Below are 15,528 nucleotides of genomic sequence, written 5' to 3' on the forward strand. Positions count from 1 at the left end.
GCAAAAGAGTATTCTCCGAAGTGAGTCCTGACTAGGGCACTAGGTGATCGTCACCAAACGGTGACCTTCATAAGCTTGCTCCGGACCGCCCACATGGCTATTTTCTTTTGTAAAGAAACCGTCGCGGGCTGCGACGGTGGACAGGGAGAGTAACCATGAACCGACCTTGGCTTACACGCACGCCCGGGCACGTGGTGTGCCAGCCGGACGAGTTCAGTTATCGCACCGACCTACCCGTGGTTGAGGCCACGGCTACCAGGTCACTCGCGATCGACGAACTCACCATCGTTGAATTGCGGGTCACCCCCGGCCAGCATCAATTGGTGATTCAGTACGGCGACGACCATTGGGTGGAGACGATCGGTCTTTTCGACGACGCCGCCCCGGACTTGCCGATTCTTCGGCGCCTTCCCAACCCCACGGGCTTTGCCACCGATTTCGAAGTGGGCTGTACCGTGACTTCACATTCGCCGCGAGGACTTGTGAAGACACTGCAGCATTTGCTGGACCGGCTGGATAACGCACCGCTAGCGTTGTGCGTCCAGGATCCCGAGGAGCCCTCCGCAATCACCGCGGCCTGCTGTCACATGGACCCGGTGGAGAACACGCTCATGTGGTGGACGTGGCGAACGCTTCCGGAGTCCGGTTGCGTGGTCCGCACGCGCGCGCAATTACACCTCACGGCCGTGCCACAGAGCATTGCGGCATAGCTAGCAGCCACCGTAAACCAGCGCGGCAAATAATTGCGGGCCCTGTCCCACGGACCGGACCGCAGAGGAGCAGCACGACAAGTAGTCGCGCGTGCTCAGAACGGCGACGGCGCGGTGTACGGCTCCAGCAGTTCGCGCTGGTCCTTGGTGATGCGCAGAACCGTCTGCGTTTCCGGGACGAACAACGCGAGCTGGGTCTGCGCGCGAACGCAGGGCGCGCCGTCGGCGGCGTCGACGATTTCAAAGCCGAGTTCCAACGTGGCTGCCTTGGCCGAGACGACCCACACGCGAACCTCCGTGGGGACGTTGCGGTAGGCCAGCGGGCGCAGGTACTTGACGCGGTGTTCGGCAATGAGCGCCTGGGTGCCGTTCGGGAGAACCGAGAACAGCGGGATCTTGGCCGGGGCAATTTGCTCGCCCGTGCCCACGGGCACACCGAAGGTCGCGATTCGAGCCTCTTCAAGAACGCGGATGACCTCCACGTTGTTCACGTGCCCGTACGGGTCCATGTCGCCCCAACGCAACGGGACCTGACAGGTGACGGAGCGTTCCAGGTACTCGTTCGATCGCATATCGGCGCTCCTCACGTGCAGATTTGTCATGGTCGCCGGCAGCTCACGGGATTGCCGGGGATGAATGAGATGATATCCGCGTCCATGTTCTGATGGGGGTATTTGGGTGACGGTTCAGGAGCCTGCCGAGACCAAGCGGCATCGTTGGCTCACCCTGCTGGTTGCGGCGTTAGCAGTGGCCGTGGCCGGATGGCTAGCCGTCTGCTGGGCCGTGCTGGAGCACCCCCGCACGGAGGAACCCGCGATGTCCGATGCGCTGCTGGTGCTCGGCCCTCCGGATACCCAACGCATGGCCACAGCGCAGGGATTGATGGAGCGTGGCATCGCGCCCGTGCTGGTCATTGCGACCCCCGACGCTCAGCCCGATGATCCGCCCGCCATGGTGCAGTACTACGAGGATAAGGATTTCTGCACCCCGCGCACCGATTACGAGGTCATCTGCTTCCAGCCCAATCCCTCCACCACCCAGGGCGAGGCCATGCAGTTGCGCGACCTGGCCGCTGAGCGCGGTTGGGACACCGTGACTGCCGTGACGTTCAAACAGCACGTGCCGCGGGCGCGCATGATCCTGGAGCGCTGCTATCACGGTGAGTTACGGATGGCCGCGACCGACTACGAGTTCACACCACTGCGCACCCTGCGGCAGTATGTGTATCAGAGCGGCGGATACGTGAAGGCCTGGCTCACTCCCGGTTGCGAACAGCAGTTGCCAGGCAACCCGAAAGAGTTGGATTGAGGTTCTCGTGAGTGATCTCCAGTGCCCCGCAACGATAGTTTTCGTCGCCGACGCCGCCGCGGCCGATTCCCTGCCCACCTCGCGTTTTCGTGTGGCCCAGGTGATGTCTCCGTATGTCCGCACGCCTATGGATTTGGTAGGCGCCGTCGAGAACGCAGCAGATGAGTACCGCGGCGAATGCGTGGCAGTGGTGGCCCCGCGATCGCTGGTGATCGAGGCCTTGGATGAGGTCTCCGCTGGTGGGTCTTCAGCAACTCCGTCCCCGGATGACCCGTGGGTCGCGGTGGACGTGGATTCCGCCGGCTGGACGCTGTTGCCCACCGAGCCCTGAGGGTCCTTATGCGTGTCTGACCACGTTCCTAACGTGGGGCTTTATGACTAGCGAGCCCGCGATCGGAGAGTGCGTGTTGACCGTGATGTCCCGGTGATGGGGCCGAGCCATGCTGCGTGTGGTGCCGCTGCATGGGTGGCGCTGACCGCCGACTACACCCTGCAATTTTCCGACTTTTCTGTGCCGATCGGCTTCGGTGTACTCCCCGTGGGTGACGCGGGGGTGGTGACCGGCGCCCTGATCTGCGCGGGCGCCGCGCTGTTGCCGGATATCGATCACCCCAACGGAACCGTGGCGCGCTCTCTGCCGCCATTCTCGGGATGGTTAGCGCGGATCGTCTCTCGGTTGTCGGGCGGCCATCGACGAGGAACTCACTCTCTGATCGGGCTACTCGTGTTCGCCCTGCTGGCCTGGTTGTCACAAAACGCCGCCCTTCCCGTGGGCGACGGGCTGCGCTGGTTGGCGGAGTCGAGTGGCGATGATTCTGCACCCGCCGTTGTTGCGGCGCTACCCGGGCAGGTGTGGCCGTTGGCCGCGGTGCTCTCGGTGTTGATGATCGCGTTCGCGGTGAAGGTCCTGGCGTTTCTTCCGGACCGGATTTCGCATGCCAACTGGCTGGTGGCCATCGGCCTGGGAATCGTGGTGGCCACCAATCCCCCGGACCATCCGTGGTGGTTCGTGATTGCCGTGGCTTTGGGGTGTGCGGTGCACATGATCGGCGACATGGTGACCACGCAGGGGATTCACTTGCTGTGGCCGTTGCGCCCTCGTTTACCGGTGCCGTCCACGTTTTACCGGGGCAGATCCTTCGTGCGATTTCCCGTTCTGGGAAAGGCCGGGTCCGGCATGGAACTGGCTGTGCTGACGCCCATCAGCGTGTACGCGATGGTCGGTCTGGCGTGCGCCTTGGCAGCATGGGGTGGCATGACTCTGGGGTGATGCAGTTGCGACGGGAGGCCGTGCACGGCGATTCGCCAAACGCATCAGGCATCGGGTAGGCTACTCAACGTTGTTCACCGGCGGAAGCCGAGTGAATAAACAAGCGCGAGTGGCGGAATAGGCAGACGCGCACGGTTCAGGTCCGTGTGCCCGAGAGGGCGTGGGGGTTCAACTCCCCCCTCGCGCACCACACTGTAACCGGCTGTTGACAAGGTAAAACACCTTATCGACAGCCGGTTTTTCGTTGTCTGCCTACGTGTACGGACCCGGGTGGGAGAATCGTGCCATGAACACACTCGATGACGCCTTGGGCCTGGCCGCCTCTCATGGTCTGCGCCTATCCGCTGATGGCGCCACCGTGGTGGAGGCCGGCTTGGACTACCGCGTCATCATGGCAGCTGACGAAACCGCACACCGCTGGGTGCTGCGGATCCCGCGCCGCCCGGACGTCTCCGAAGGCATGGCCGCCGAGGTCCGCATCCTCGATTTCGTTGCGCCCGCGCTCCGCGCGGAGAAAGTTTCGGTTCCGGACTGGCAGATTCGCACTCCGGAGCTGATTGCTTACCCGGCCCTCCCTGGCACTCCGGGCCTGACCCTGTCTGATTCCGGAGAACCCATCTGGCATATGGACCCGGCCAGTCCGCAGTACGCCGCCCGCTTGGGACACCTGCCGGCACGCCTGCACTCACTCAATGCCGCGGATGCCAAGGCTGCTGGCATGGAGGTCCGGTCGCGCGATCAAGTCCGTCAGACCTGGCAGGACGACATCAACCGGGTGACCAACGAGTTCACCGTGGCTCCCACTCTCGCCAACGCTTGGCGGGCCTGGATAGATGATGACATTTGCTGGCCCGACCGGACGGTGATGACTCACGGGGAGATTTACCCCGCTCACGTCCTCCTCGACAACGGCGGAGCGATTACCGGCATCCTGGACTGGACAACCGCCCGTGTGGACGATCCCGCCCGCGACTTCGCCTTCCAATACGGCGCCGCCGGTGACGAGATTCTGCAGGCCACCCTGGACGCCTACGAACAGGCCGGTGGTCATGTACATCCGGGCCTGGCCGCTCAGGCCCGCCACCTATGGGAGGCTTCACCGCTCGGTTACGCGATCTATGCTCTGACCACTGGCTCCGAGACCGATCGCGCCACTGCCGCAGCGATGCTCAATCCGAAGGCCTGATCCTTCCAATGATGTCGACGAGATCGAACAACCAGGCCCCGATCAATCGAGGGAGATCCTGGCGAGCACCCCTGATCTTCCTCGTGGTCATTGCATTGATCATTGGAGCACTGGTCTGGCTGGGGCCCACCATCGCGAAGAACGTACGTGTCGGAGAGGGCCGGCTTTACGTCGGTGCAGAATGCGGTGTTGAGGCCCCGGACGGCACCATCAACCTCGAGCGTGATGAGGCCAAACTCGCCACCACGGCGGTTGCGCTATCCGCTCGCCGCGCCGAAACCCCGGATACGTCCGGCATCGACCCGGCGGTCATCCAGCGTCTCGCGGATGGGCCTGCCGACGACGCCGGGCCAAGCCTTCGTTGCGAAGGCACCGCTGCTGATGACTTACCCGAACAAGAGCTAACGCCAACCGGCCTCACGCCGCGCGCCCAGCAACTACGTGACGAAATGACCGAGGTGTTCGGTGATCAGCCACTGGGTGGGTTCGCACCCGGAGGTGTCAGCCAAGGCCATGGAGCCGAATCGACCCATTACAGCGGCCGCGGCATCGACGTCTTCTTCCGCCCGATCACCGAAGAGAACCGCCGCGAGGGGTGGGTTCTCGCCCAGTGGCTGATCGCCCACGCAGATGACCTGGACATCCAGTACGTGATCTTCGATGACAAGATCTGGAGCGCCCACAGCTCCCGTGGTCATTGGCAAACCTACGATGCCCCCGAGCCTGCCAACGACATCTTGCGCCACCGCGATCACGTGCACGTGGATGTTCTCCGGGGCGAACCCCGGTAGCGAATTTCCATGTTGTGCGAGCTCCGGTTCAACCTCTGGCACGTCAGTTCGAGGAAGTATGGACATCACGTTCGTCTTACATCTATCGAGTGATAGAACCCTTGACTTTCCGGTCGTTATTAAATCGTAACCCTCTTACTTAGTCCGCTAATCGAATCGAAACCTGGTCGATCTAGGCATCGTTCCTAGTCAGACACGTTCTTCCTGTGTAGTTTGAGTCTCGCTCAGATCAGGGGGTTGGCATCCCCACCTACACGAGAAGGAGCTATCGACATGAAAACCTCCCTTTTCCAGAAGATCGGCATCGCGTTATTCGCATCCGCCGCACTGGCCACACCGATGACGGCGCAGGCCGCACCCGCGGCGGAAGAAACCAACGAGTACATCGTGGGCGGTGAACCCGCGCAGAACCGCGCGGTGGTCCAACTCAAGTTCACACAGAACGGCGGCCAGTATGGCTGCTCGGGCTCGCTCATCAGTGAGGAATGGGTCCTGACCGCCCGGCACTGCACCGAAGACGCGAGCAACATGAACGTGTTCACGTCCAACTCCACTCAGAACCCGGGCCAGCCCGTGCGTGCGGCGCAACTCGCGAACTCGCCGCGCGGCGACGTCGGCCTGGTGCGCTTGTCCCAACCGGTGAACGTGGGCGAGACCATGGACCTCACCGACAGCACCATTCCGCAGCGCGGACAGCAAGGAACGGTTCAGGGCTACGGACTGCGCGCCAATTCGACGCCGTCCACCGGTTTGTTCCAAGCGGACGTACTAGTCACCGGCCCCAGCCGCGACCTCCACGGTGGCCCCGCAAGCAACATTCGCGGCATCACGGGTGCAGCCAACCGGGGCGACTCAGGTGGTCCGCTCATCATCAATGGCCAGGTAGTGGGTGTCTGCTCCACCGGCGATACGCCCGATCCCGGCGCGAACATCAACTCGGGCTCGAACTACTCCAACGTGGCCGCCCACCGGGACTGGATCAGACAGACCGCGGGGATCTGATTCACTGAAATGAGACCGTGGATCGCGGGACGCGTCGTCACCTGACAAGGGCCGGCGCGTCCCGCACTGCACGTCCCAAATTTCGACGGCGTGGATTGCTGCCCCCGGCCAGCGACCTCTTCCATTCAAAGCTCATCAGGCGTTGACTGAGTCGTAGCAGGAACAGCCGAAACACCTCTTCAGGAGATCGGTCATGAACCGCGAAGACCCGGAACGCCTTGCCGCCCAACCCAAACTGAACCAGCCCGATGCCGCGCCTCCAGTGGTGGGCCGGGACGCTTTCGACGCCGCACTCGCGCAACAAGTCGCCCGCGAGAAGGAAGTGACGCGACACAACGATCGGGTCTCGGCCGAGCGGCGTCGGCTCCCGATGGTCGAGGTCGAGAACTATACGTTCGAGGGCCCGGGCGGGCCCGTGAAGCTGACCGACTTGTTCGGTGAGCACTACCTGTTACTCGTGCAGAACGTGATGTTCAGCCCCGACTGGGAGGCCGGCTGCCCCAGTTGCACGTGGGCCGTGGACAATCTGCCGGCCAACATGGGCCGGCTGACGGAGAACGGGATCGCGTTCGCACTGATCTCCCAGGCGCCCATCGACAAGCTCGAGGCCTGGCGGGAAAAGAACGGCTGGCCGCACCTGTGGGTCTCCTCGCATGACACCAGCTACCACTATGACTGGGGCTGGACCCGCACGAATGACCAGGGCGAGGAAGGGCAACTACCCGGGTATTCGTACTACCTCCTCAAGGACAGCGTGCCGTACCTGACCTACATGACGACGGCGCGCGGCACGGAAGCCATCCTGCCCACCGCCCACATCATGGACCGCACGATTTACGGACGACAGCAAGACTGGGAGGACAGTCCCGAGGGCTGGCCGCAATACCCGACCTACGGCTGACTCTGAGCGGCAGCGACCGATTCACGGGATTACCAGGACAGGAATTGTTCGCGACTTATAGTTGTCCCGTGGCTCCCCTCCCCCGCGCGCTCCGATTCCTGATCAGCCCCAATCGTGGTTTACCCATACTGGTGGCCCTGGTAGCCATATTGCTGTGGGTGGTTTTCAACGCAGAGGTTGCTCTGCTCTGGGTTTCCGCCGCGCTATTCGTGCTGTTGATCGCGTTTATCCTGATCAGCGCGGTACTGCCGCCGCCCAAGCCGTTTCGCGAGAGCCGAATTCTCACCAAGTTCATTTATCAGATCCTGCTGACCACGTGGAAGGGCCTGATGGTGGGTGTGGCCGCGTACCTGGGCGCGTTGGTGAGCATTGAGATTCAGCAAGCCTCGTCAAAACCCGAAAATACGCTGGAGGCATTCGCCACGAGCATCACCGGCACCCTGCCTCTGGTGTTGACCATTGCCCTCACCGGCGGCCTTTTGACCTTCCTGCTCGCCGCCTCATTCGATGTGCACCGCACACCGCGCGGCGTTAAGCGTCAGGCCATGACAGCTGCTGCGAACAAGGCGCGGGGCATGTTCGTGCGTGGTCGATCCGGGGCCATACCCGAGAATTCGCTCGCCATTCGGTGGTGGGATGCCGCCACCTCCGGGTTGTGTTTGGCTATCACGGCTTTTCTGACCGCTCCTGTGTTTCTGTTCACATCGCTCTACCGGTTGGATGTCTTTTCCTAGCCGCCGCACCATCAGGCAGTAGCCAACCAATTCCCAGCAACTTGAAAGTTTCAATGCTCGGGGCCATCCTGAAAGACGGGTAATGCCGTTCGATCCAGACTCAGTACCGACTTTGAGGGAAATTGATGACTCCACCAGAAGACAAGACGACATTGCATTCAGAAGACGGGGGCCCTGCCTCCTCGAGCCCCGAATCTAGCTCTGTGGACCACCCGGAACAGGACTCCGGGCCTTCCGCTGAAGAACTGCGCGCTCCCAAGAGCAAGCGAGTCGATGACCAAGACAGCGACCGCGAGATCACCGAAAAGCTCCGTGCGCAGGGTGTACGTATTGGTAAAGGCGGCATAGCGCCCGCCGTCTTCTGGCCGTCACTTGTGATTATCGTGGCCGTGGGCCTACTGGGTGTGCTTGCACCGGACTTCACCGGTGAAGTTTTTGAAGGCACTCAGAGCTGGATCGTCACCAACTTCGGTTGGTACTACATGCTGGTCATCGGCGGTTTCGTGGCGTTTACCCTGATCTTGGGGCTCTCCCGATTCGGCAAGGTGAAGCTGGGCCGTGACACGGATGAACCTGAGTTCGGAATCTTCTCCTGGTTCGCCATGCTTTTCGCCGCGGGCATGGGCATCGGCCTGGTGTTCTACGGCGTGGGCGAACCGCTCATGTACGCCACGGTGAGCCAGAAACCGGGCTTCGAGAATCTCTCCGAGTCTGAGCTGCAGGGCATGGCCATGGCCCAGACCTTCGTGCACTGGGGCTTGCACCCCTGGTCCGTGTACGCGGTGGTCGGCCTGTCGGTGGCTTACGCGGTGCACCGCCGCGGCCGCCCCGTCTCCATCCGCTGGGCACTCGAGCCCGTTTTCGGCGATCGGGTCAAGGGTTGGATCGGCGACGTCATTGATATCTTGGCGATCTTCGGCACCGTCTTTGGTGTGGCCACCTCGCTGGGCCTGGGTGTTCAGCAGATCTCCACGGGCATGCAGTCCATCGGAATCGTGGACAGCGTGGACAACACCCTGCTGGTCATCCTGATCATCGTGATCACATTCTTGGCGCTTTTATCCGTCCTGTCCGGTCTGGGCAAGGGCATCCGTTGGCTCTCCAACGCGAACCTGTCGCTGGCAGGAATCCTTCTGATCGCGGTTCTCTTGCTCGGCCCCACGATCTTCTTGCTGGACAACTTCGTCCAGTCCCTGGGCACGTACCTGGCCAACATCATGAACATGACCTTTGACGTGGGCGCCTACACGCGTACCGAAGATGCCACGTCCTGGTACTCCAGCTGGACCCTCTTCTACTGGGGCTGGTGGATCGCTTGGTCCCCGTTCGTGGGTGTGTTCATCGCCCGCATTTCGCGAGGCCGCACCGTTCGTCAGTTCATTGCCGGTGTGCTCCTGGTCCCCACCCTGGTGGGCTTCCTCTGGTTCGCCGTCATGGGCGGTTCCGGTTTGTTCCGCCAGTTCTTCGGCGAGGGCGACATGGTGCAGGACGGCTCCGTTGGCGCGGAGGCAGCCCTGTTCCAGGTCCTCTCCGATCTGCCGCTGGGTTCGATTCTCTCCGTGGCAGCCATCCTGCTGGTGGCCATCTTCTTCATCACCTCGTCCGACTCCGGATCGTTGGTCGTGGACATGCTGGCCTCGGGTGGCCACCCGAACCCGCCGTCGTGGTCCCGTGCTCTGTGGGCCATTGTCGAGGGTCTGCTGGCCATCGGCCTGCTCCTCGCGGGCGGTCTGACGGCGCTTCAAGCGGGTTCTTTGATCACCGCGCTTCCGTTCAGCGTGGTCATGATCCTGATGTGCGTGGCCACCGTGCGCGGACTCTCCAAGGACACCCGCGAGCTCGAGGCACGCCGCCGCGAACTCGCGCTCAGCGAGGTGCGCCAAGGCATCACCGGCGACATCACGCACAGCCCCGAGTTCGAGGAGTACGTGGACAACCGCATCGACTACCGGATTTCCCGGACCAAGGGTGTCTTCAGCCAAGATCGCGAACGCTGACTTGAGTAGTGCAGCTCCTGTACTGAGCTGCGACTGATTCGGAACTTTCAGGTCCCTCTCGTCTCACTATTGGTGAGACGAGAGGGACCTGAAGTCATTCTGGACAACCCCGGCACGCATCGGCTGGCGTACGTTATCGGCTCTCCCAATTCAACCTTTCGAAACAGTCACTCGACCGGTGCTGCGATCCCACGTGGCCACGCGTCCATTGGAGAATTTCTGCTGGACACCGCGCGCCACGGTGTATTCGTTGGTCACCGGGTAACCCCAGTTCCGTTCGTAGCCGGCGGCCCGCCAAGCCGCGCCGATACCGCCAGTCATCTTTACAACCCGGGCGCCGGTCTTGGGGGACCACATCGCACGATTGACGACGCCGCCGCGGCGGTAATCTTGATAGGCACCGCCCGTCACAGACCGTTCCGCATGCGCGGGGTAGCCCCACCCTCGTTCGTATCCGGCGTTCTTGAAGGACGCCCCGATGGCACCGCCCCATTTCACGGGATCCGCAGCGGTCTGCGGACTCCAGTAGTAGGTGTATCCGCGGGTAAACCCTTGGTACACGCCACGGAGGAAGCCGGTCTTGCGTTCCGCCGAGGTGGGCTGACCGTACTTGGCGGACCCACCGGTGTTCAGGTAACTGGTGCGGATAGCACCTTTCAGAAGAGAACTGGTCTGAGTCCCTGCCGCGGTACCGCTCACGTTGGGCGCGGCTTTGAGGTCTTGGCCGATCAGGGCAGGCTGGTTGTAGCCGTAGTGATCCACCCCTTGCAGCGTGTGCAGGGCTGCCCGGCCAAAGCCTGCATTTTTGTAAACCTTCTGGCCTTGGGCTGCGGCTGCCTTGGCAGACCATTCCGGTGGGTTGGTATCGCCCACCACGTCCTTGGATCCGGCGTGCCACGTCAAGGGCATCTTCCGGACGGCTGCGTTGGGAGCTGTCTGCATCCCGTTCGCGCCGCCACCACCGATGATCGTGGCACCGCCACCGCGGATCCAGTTCTGCTGATCGGCCAACACCTCGTAGGTGATGAACTCGGCACCGCCGGAGTAACCGGCCAGCCACACGCGAGTCGTGTCCAGGCCATAGCTGTTGACCAGCGAATCCTTGAGCGAACGGAAGTACTGACCGTTCTTGTCGATGTCCTCCCACCAGGTGATGCCATCGCCGGTGGTTTTCTTATCGGGAGAGATCGGGACCACCAGAATCATGTTCTTCTTCCGAGCCTCGGAGGCCATGGCTTTCAACTGGGATCCACCGGGGTTGTGAACCCAGGTTTCCGAAGTTTTCCAGTAGTCACCGCCAAAGTAGAACATCACGCCAACGGGTTTGGAGCGATCAATGCCGTCCGTGTAGATGTGGTAGCTGGACTTCATGCCGTGGGCGGAGAAGGGTTTGAAATACGTGGTGGCCGGTGGATTGGCTGTGGCCACCTGCACCACGGGAGCCTCCGCGATGTGCGGAGAGGCGGGAGCTGCAGTCGCTGCGGGGGCCAGCGAGACCACGAGACCCAAAGACAAGGCTGCAGAGGGCAGCACAAAAGAGCGTAAGAAGCGCATGGGGGAGATGCTTTCTAACGAAGGGATATGAAGTTGTAACGGACCACGTGCCCCGGGGGAGGACACACTGGTGGCAAGGCGTTATCAGGGGGAATCGGCCGAGCCAAGAGCAAATCTTGCCAGGTCAGAGGCCCCCTGAGAAGAGGTTGAACGAACTTTAATTACCATTCAGTAAGTAATCTCACAGCGAACACCGCGCCCGGGTCCTGTCAGCCCCTGAGCCGCGCCACAATCTGAATCAGCTGCTCCGCTTCCTGGTCGGTCAGCGCGACTCCCAAAGCGCGCACGTTTACCACCACCTGGCCCGGTTCTAACGACTCCTGAACCGTGGGTTTTCCGGGTACTCGGACAGTCATGCCCGTCTCGGTGACCGTCACGTGTCCCTCCGGCGTGTGCTTCATGACCATTAGGTGGTTGAGGAACACCGATTCCGGGTCCGTGGAGGTTTTCAGATGCCCCATACTCACGTCAGCGGCATGAACGGTGGATTCATCCAGCACGTGCTCCATCTCGCCATCTCGTTGGAAGGCCCACAGTGGCCAGCCCTCATCCTCAATCCGACCGATGGAGAACTCCCGGTCCCCTTCGTCGCGCACCGCCCCTTCGACCAGTGGAATTGGGCCGGTCACGCTGAACCCGAACCCTGGGTCGCACAGGTAGCGAACGCCGTCGACGTCCACGAGCACGGTCATGTGCGTGCGCGGGCTCGCCAAGGCGCGCACGCGGCCGAGCGCGCGCCGCACGCTGAATCCCAGCGTTTCGAGCGCGGCGGCGAATAACTGGGAGTGCTCGAAGCAGTAGCCCCCACGACGCCGCTCCACGAGTTGGGTGCCCACGGTCGCCGGCTTCACGCCCGGGTGGTCACCGAGCAGGACTTCCACGTTGCTGAACGGGAACGTGAACATGTGGGCGCGGTGCAGTTGCTCGAGTAGGCCCAGGCTCGGTGGCCCCGGGGTGATGTCAAGAGCGCTGAGATAGCCGGGAATGTCGAACTCGTCGATTTCCCAGTCTGAGTTCGTGGCGCTGCTCTTCGACATTGGAATCTCCTCGTTGAATCGTCCCGACTGCACATTTGCCCAACCCCTGACCAGACCCATTTTGTGGCCATATGTGCGCTCCCCTGGCCCTGCTCTGCGTGTCCCCCAGACCCTAAAATTCATGTGGGCAGTTTGATCCGCTGCCAATTCTGGGGGAGAAACTACAGCACTGATTGGGGAGGGGCTTTCTCATGGAATTGTCTCGTCGCTTGTTCTTCAAATCCACCGCGGCCGGTGGTTTGGCGCTTTACGTGTATGGCGCCAACGGTATGCCGGAAGCTGTGGGCGCGGAGATTCCGGGAGGCAGCCTGCCCGCTACGAACATCCGGCAATTCGTGAACCGGTTGACGGTTCCGCAGATCCTGCCTCGTAAGGGCACCCGGTCCACTCCGTACGGAACGGCCGATTACTACGAGATCTCGATGAAACAAACGACACAGCAGATGCTTCCGACCGGAATGCCCAAGACCACCGTGTGGGCCTATGGGCCGACAGGTGGTTCCGATTCCGCTTTCACGTCACCTGGTCTGAGCATCTCGGCGCTGCAGAACCGGCCCGTACAGATCAAGTGGACCAACGAACTGGTCGATCGCTACGGCCGTTACCTGCCGCATCTCTTTGCCGTGGACCGTTCCCTGCACTGGGCCAACGTGCCGCAGGAGCCCGGCCACGAGGGCCTGGTCAGCACGGACATCAAGCCCACGCTCGAGGGCCGCCGCTATGTCACGCCGGACAAGTACACGGACCCGGAAACCCAGTACACGGACTACACCGGGCCGGTCCCGATCGTGACCCACTTGCACGGTGCGTTGGCGGTCAAGGACCACTCCGACGGCTATTCGGAGGCCTGGTACCTTCCCCGTGCCAATAACATTCCCGCTGGCCACGCAAAGTACGGCCGGTGGTGGGACTTCCTGAAGGAAAAGCACCGCCGCGAAACCGGCGTGGACTGGGGCGAGGGACACCAGACGGTGACCTACCCCAACACCAACCGCGCCACCAGCCTGTGGTTCCACGACCACGCGCTGGGCCTCACCCGTCTCACCGTCTACGCGGGTGCTGCAAGCTTCTACCTGATGCGCGGTCTGGAGTACGAGGTGCTGGATTCCCGCACCGGACGCACCGCCCGCGCACCAGCCGGCCCCAGCAACGTGTACGGACAGAACTCGCCGAACCCCGGTGCGGACCTCGCCCTGGCCATTCAGGACCGTTCGTTCAACAACGACGGCTCCCTGTTCTACCCGTCTTCCAGGTCGTTCTTCGACGGCTACCAGGGACCCTTCTACCCGGAGGAGCCGGGCATCCCGCCCAACTGGGTGCCCGAGTTCTTCGGCAACACCATGGTGGTCAACGGTCAGACGTGGCCGTACCAACGTGTGGAGCGGCGTCGTTATCGCATGCGTTTTCTGAACGCGTGTGGTTCGCGCACCCTGTACCTGGATTTCCGGGGCATCCCGGGCGTGGAGGTGTGGCAGGTCGCCAACGACGGCGGTTACCTGGACGAGAAGGTCAACATCATGCAGCTCGAGGGCTGGCGCCGCGGCCGCGTGATTCTGGCCCCGGCCGAGCGCAACGAGCTGCTCGTTGACTTCACCAACGTGCGCACCGGTCGCTACACGCTGCGCAACGTTGGGCCCGACGCGTTCTTCCCGGGCGGTCGCCCCGCGGAGAACGGTGAGGAACCGCGAGTCAAGCTGTACCCGTTCGAGGAGCGCGACGTGGTGTTCCCACCGGCAGATCCGAACACCACCGGCAAGGTCATGGCCTTCGATGTGGTTCCGTACTGGGGTGTCGACACGTCCACGCCAGGTCGTTACCTCAAGATGAAGCCTCAGCCCAAGCTCCCGGCGCCCGTGCGCACGCGGCGCCTGGCCACGACCATGAGCTTCCACAACGTCAACGAGGACCCCGCACCCTACGCCTCGCACACCATGCTGGGGGTGCTGCACGGTGAACCCGGCGGCAAAATGCACATCCAGGACACCATGTGGAGTGATCCCGTCACGGAGAACCCGCAGCCCGGTGACGTGGAGGATTGGGAGATCTACAACCTGGTCCAGGACGCCCCGGTACCCCACCCCATCCACATTCATGAGACCGCTTTCGAGATCCTCGAGCGCCGCATGATTTGGTACAACTGGGACACCGGCCTCATGGAAATGGGACCCGAGACCCCGCTGCTGCCGGGTGAAACCGGTCGCAAGGACACCGTGTTCGTCTACCCGGGCGAAATGATCCGGCTGCGCATGCGCTTCACCACCCCGGGCCAGTACATGTGGCACTGTCACCTGCTGGAGCACGAGGACAACGAGATGATGCGCCCGTTCCGAGTCGGCCCCGAACAGCCCGGCCAGCCCGAGGACCTGCCGAGTCACGACATGCCCCACGCGCACTAGGATCGACCTTCACGACGACGCCGCCCGGCCCACCTCGCGCTCCCTCGCGCGGGTGGGCCGGGCGGTTTCGTTGCCGGTGGTGACCGCGGTTGAGCCCGGGTGCACTCTGATTGACGCTACGACCCGCCTTTTTGGGCCACCGTAATCTGATAGACGTTGCGACCAAGATCTTCGATCTTTTCGACATTACCGTCGATCAGGTTGCAGCCCACAGTCAGGGATGGCTTTACCGTGCAGAAGACTGCACGATCCGGAGGGAGTTGCGTTCAGCGCCCGGCGTTCTGCTCGTAGTCGGTAAATGCCGCGATGAGTTCCTTCCAGATCCGCTCGGCAACCTCAGGGTCCAGGCCTGCATCGAGTGCCTGTTCGCGGCGTGCTCGCAGAATCGACTCCACGCGTTCAGGGTCGTGGGCGTCCTGAATGCCCTGACCGGCTTTGACTTCTCCGGCGCGAGTCACGAAGGACTGCCGCTCGGCGAGAAGTGAGATCAGCTGCGCGTCGATGTTGTCGATCGCGGCGCGGACCTGTTCGATGTTGTGAGGCATTTGAGCGTCCATAAAGCCACACTAACGGCTCTCCCACGTGCTCGAACAGAACTGTTTCAAGCGGAATTGGCTCCAGTTAACTGGGGAACCGCTACGC

At 62.4% G+C, this 15,528-nt stretch carries 15 protein-coding genes and 1 tRNA gene; 12 read left to right on the plus strand and 4 right to left on the minus strand.

Annotated features, from left to right (window positions below; all coding sequences use genetic code 11):
- Positions 1-155 precede the first annotated feature (155 nt).
- On the plus strand, positions 156-710 hold the full coding sequence (locus tag RF638_RS02260) for a DUF2617 family protein (RefSeq protein WP_368841337.1): 555 nt from the start codon (positions 156-158) through the stop codon (positions 708-710).
- A 95-nt stretch (positions 711-805) separates the two neighbouring features.
- Here RF638_RS02260 and RF638_RS02265 read toward each other — a convergent pair whose 3' ends face one another.
- A complete protein-coding gene (locus RF638_RS02265; RefSeq protein ID WP_368841338.1) occupies positions 806-1,282 on the minus strand; it encodes an acyl-CoA thioesterase in 477 nt (158 codons plus the stop codon).
- Between the two features lie 106 nt (positions 1,283-1,388).
- Between RF638_RS02265 and RF638_RS02270 the strand changes: the two genes are divergently transcribed.
- The 10 genes from RF638_RS02270 (at position 1,389) to RF638_RS02315 (ending at position 9,899) form a co-directional block, all read left to right on the plus strand.
- Positions 1,389-2,018 (plus strand): YdcF family protein, encoded by a 630-nt coding sequence (locus RF638_RS02270; protein ID WP_344223638.1) that lies wholly within the window; start codon positions 1,389-1,391, stop codon positions 2,016-2,018.
- Between the two features lie 7 nt (positions 2,019-2,025).
- Positions 2,026-2,349: a hypothetical protein gene (locus tag RF638_RS02275; protein WP_368841339.1), complete on the plus strand. Its 324-nt coding sequence runs from the start codon at positions 2,026-2,028 to the stop codon at positions 2,347-2,349.
- A gap of 96 nt (positions 2,350-2,445) precedes the next feature.
- Positions 2,446-3,288: a metal-dependent hydrolase gene (locus RF638_RS02280; protein WP_368841419.1), complete on the plus strand. Its 843-nt coding sequence runs from the start codon at positions 2,446-2,448 to the stop codon at positions 3,286-3,288.
- Positions 3,289-3,391: 103 nt separating this feature from the next.
- Positions 3,392-3,478 (plus strand) — tRNA-Leu (locus RF638_RS02285).
- 96 nt (positions 3,479-3,574) lie between these two features.
- Positions 3,575-4,474, plus strand: a complete 900-nt coding sequence (locus tag RF638_RS02290; RefSeq protein WP_368841340.1) for a macrolide 2'-phosphotransferase — start codon at positions 3,575-3,577, stop codon at positions 4,472-4,474.
- An 11-nt stretch (positions 4,475-4,485) separates the two neighbouring features.
- Positions 4,486-5,265, plus strand: a complete 780-nt coding sequence (locus tag RF638_RS02295; RefSeq protein WP_368841341.1) for a hypothetical protein — start codon at positions 4,486-4,488, stop codon at positions 5,263-5,265.
- Positions 5,266-5,538: 273 nt separating this feature from the next.
- Positions 5,539-6,267: a trypsin-like serine protease gene (locus RF638_RS02300; protein ID WP_368841342.1), complete on the plus strand. Its 729-nt coding sequence runs from the start codon at positions 5,539-5,541 to the stop codon at positions 6,265-6,267.
- A 193-nt stretch (positions 6,268-6,460) separates the two neighbouring features.
- Positions 6,461-7,168: a DUF899 family protein gene (locus RF638_RS02305; RefSeq protein ID WP_368841343.1), complete on the plus strand. Its 708-nt coding sequence runs from the start codon at positions 6,461-6,463 to the stop codon at positions 7,166-7,168.
- Positions 7,169-7,236: 68 nt separating this feature from the next.
- On the plus strand, positions 7,237-7,902 hold the full coding sequence (locus RF638_RS02310; RefSeq protein WP_368841344.1) for a hypothetical protein: 666 nt from the start codon (positions 7,237-7,239) through the stop codon (positions 7,900-7,902).
- A 125-nt stretch (positions 7,903-8,027) separates the two neighbouring features.
- On the plus strand, positions 8,028-9,899 hold the full coding sequence (locus RF638_RS02315; RefSeq protein WP_368841345.1) for a BCCT family transporter: 1,872 nt from the start codon (positions 8,028-8,030) through the stop codon (positions 9,897-9,899).
- 150 nt (positions 9,900-10,049) lie between these two features.
- Here the strand turns inward: RF638_RS02315 and RF638_RS02320 are convergent, their stop codons facing one another.
- Positions 10,050-11,453: a hypothetical protein gene (locus tag RF638_RS02320; RefSeq protein ID WP_368841346.1), complete on the minus strand. Its 1,404-nt coding sequence runs from the start codon at positions 11,451-11,453 to the stop codon at positions 10,050-10,052.
- Positions 11,454-11,662: 209 nt separating this feature from the next.
- On the minus strand, positions 11,663-12,490 hold the full coding sequence (locus RF638_RS02325) for an arylamine N-acetyltransferase (RefSeq protein WP_158222955.1): 828 nt from the start codon (positions 12,488-12,490) through the stop codon (positions 11,663-11,665).
- Between the two features lie 191 nt (positions 12,491-12,681).
- Here RF638_RS02325 and RF638_RS02330 point away from each other — a divergent pair, with 191 nt between their 5' ends.
- Positions 12,682-14,886, plus strand: a complete 2,205-nt coding sequence (locus RF638_RS02330; protein WP_368841347.1) for a multicopper oxidase family protein — start codon at positions 12,682-12,684, stop codon at positions 14,884-14,886.
- A 266-nt stretch (positions 14,887-15,152) separates the two neighbouring features.
- Here RF638_RS02330 and RF638_RS02335 read toward each other — a convergent pair whose 3' ends face one another.
- Positions 15,153-15,431 (minus strand): chorismate mutase, encoded by a 279-nt coding sequence (locus RF638_RS02335; protein ID WP_368841348.1) that lies wholly within the window; start codon positions 15,429-15,431, stop codon positions 15,153-15,155.
- Positions 15,432-15,528: the final 97 nt, after the last annotated feature.

Source organism: Kocuria sp. CPCC 205235 (genome assembly GCF_040980905.1).
GTDB lineage: Bacteria > Actinomycetota > Actinomycetes > Actinomycetales > Micrococcaceae > Kocuria > Kocuria carniphila.

Coding starts and splice junctions, on each gene's coding strand:
- RF638_RS02260 (WP_368841337.1), top strand. CDS start 156: ATGAACCGACCTTGGCTTACACGCACGCCCGGGCACGTGGTGTGCCAG.
- RF638_RS02265 (WP_368841338.1), bottom strand. CDS start 1,282: ATGCGATCGAACGAGTACCTGGAACGCTCCGTCACCTGTCAGGTCCCG.
- RF638_RS02280 (WP_368841419.1), top strand. CDS start 2,446: ATGGGGCCGAGCCATGCTGCGTGTGGTGCCGCTGCATGGGTGGCGCTG.
- RF638_RS02290 (WP_368841340.1), top strand. CDS start 3,575: ATGAACACACTCGATGACGCCTTGGGCCTGGCCGCCTCTCATGGTCTG.
- RF638_RS02295 (WP_368841341.1), top strand. CDS start 4,486: ATGTCGACGAGATCGAACAACCAGGCCCCGATCAATCGAGGGAGATCC.
- RF638_RS02300 (WP_368841342.1), top strand. CDS start 5,539: ATGAAAACCTCCCTTTTCCAGAAGATCGGCATCGCGTTATTCGCATCC.
- RF638_RS02305 (WP_368841343.1), top strand. CDS start 6,461: ATGAACCGCGAAGACCCGGAACGCCTTGCCGCCCAACCCAAACTGAAC.
- RF638_RS02315 (WP_368841345.1), top strand. CDS start 8,028: ATGACTCCACCAGAAGACAAGACGACATTGCATTCAGAAGACGGGGGC.
- RF638_RS02320 (WP_368841346.1), bottom strand. CDS start 11,453: ATGCGCTTCTTACGCTCTTTTGTGCTGCCCTCTGCAGCCTTGTCTTTG.
- RF638_RS02325 (WP_158222955.1), bottom strand. CDS start 12,490: ATGTCGAAGAGCAGCGCCACGAACTCAGACTGGGAAATCGACGAGTTC.
- RF638_RS02330 (WP_368841347.1), top strand. CDS start 12,682: ATGGAATTGTCTCGTCGCTTGTTCTTCAAATCCACCGCGGCCGGTGGT.
- RF638_RS02335 (WP_368841348.1), bottom strand. CDS start 15,431: ATGCCTCACAACATCGAACAGGTCCGCGCCGCGATCGACAACATCGAC.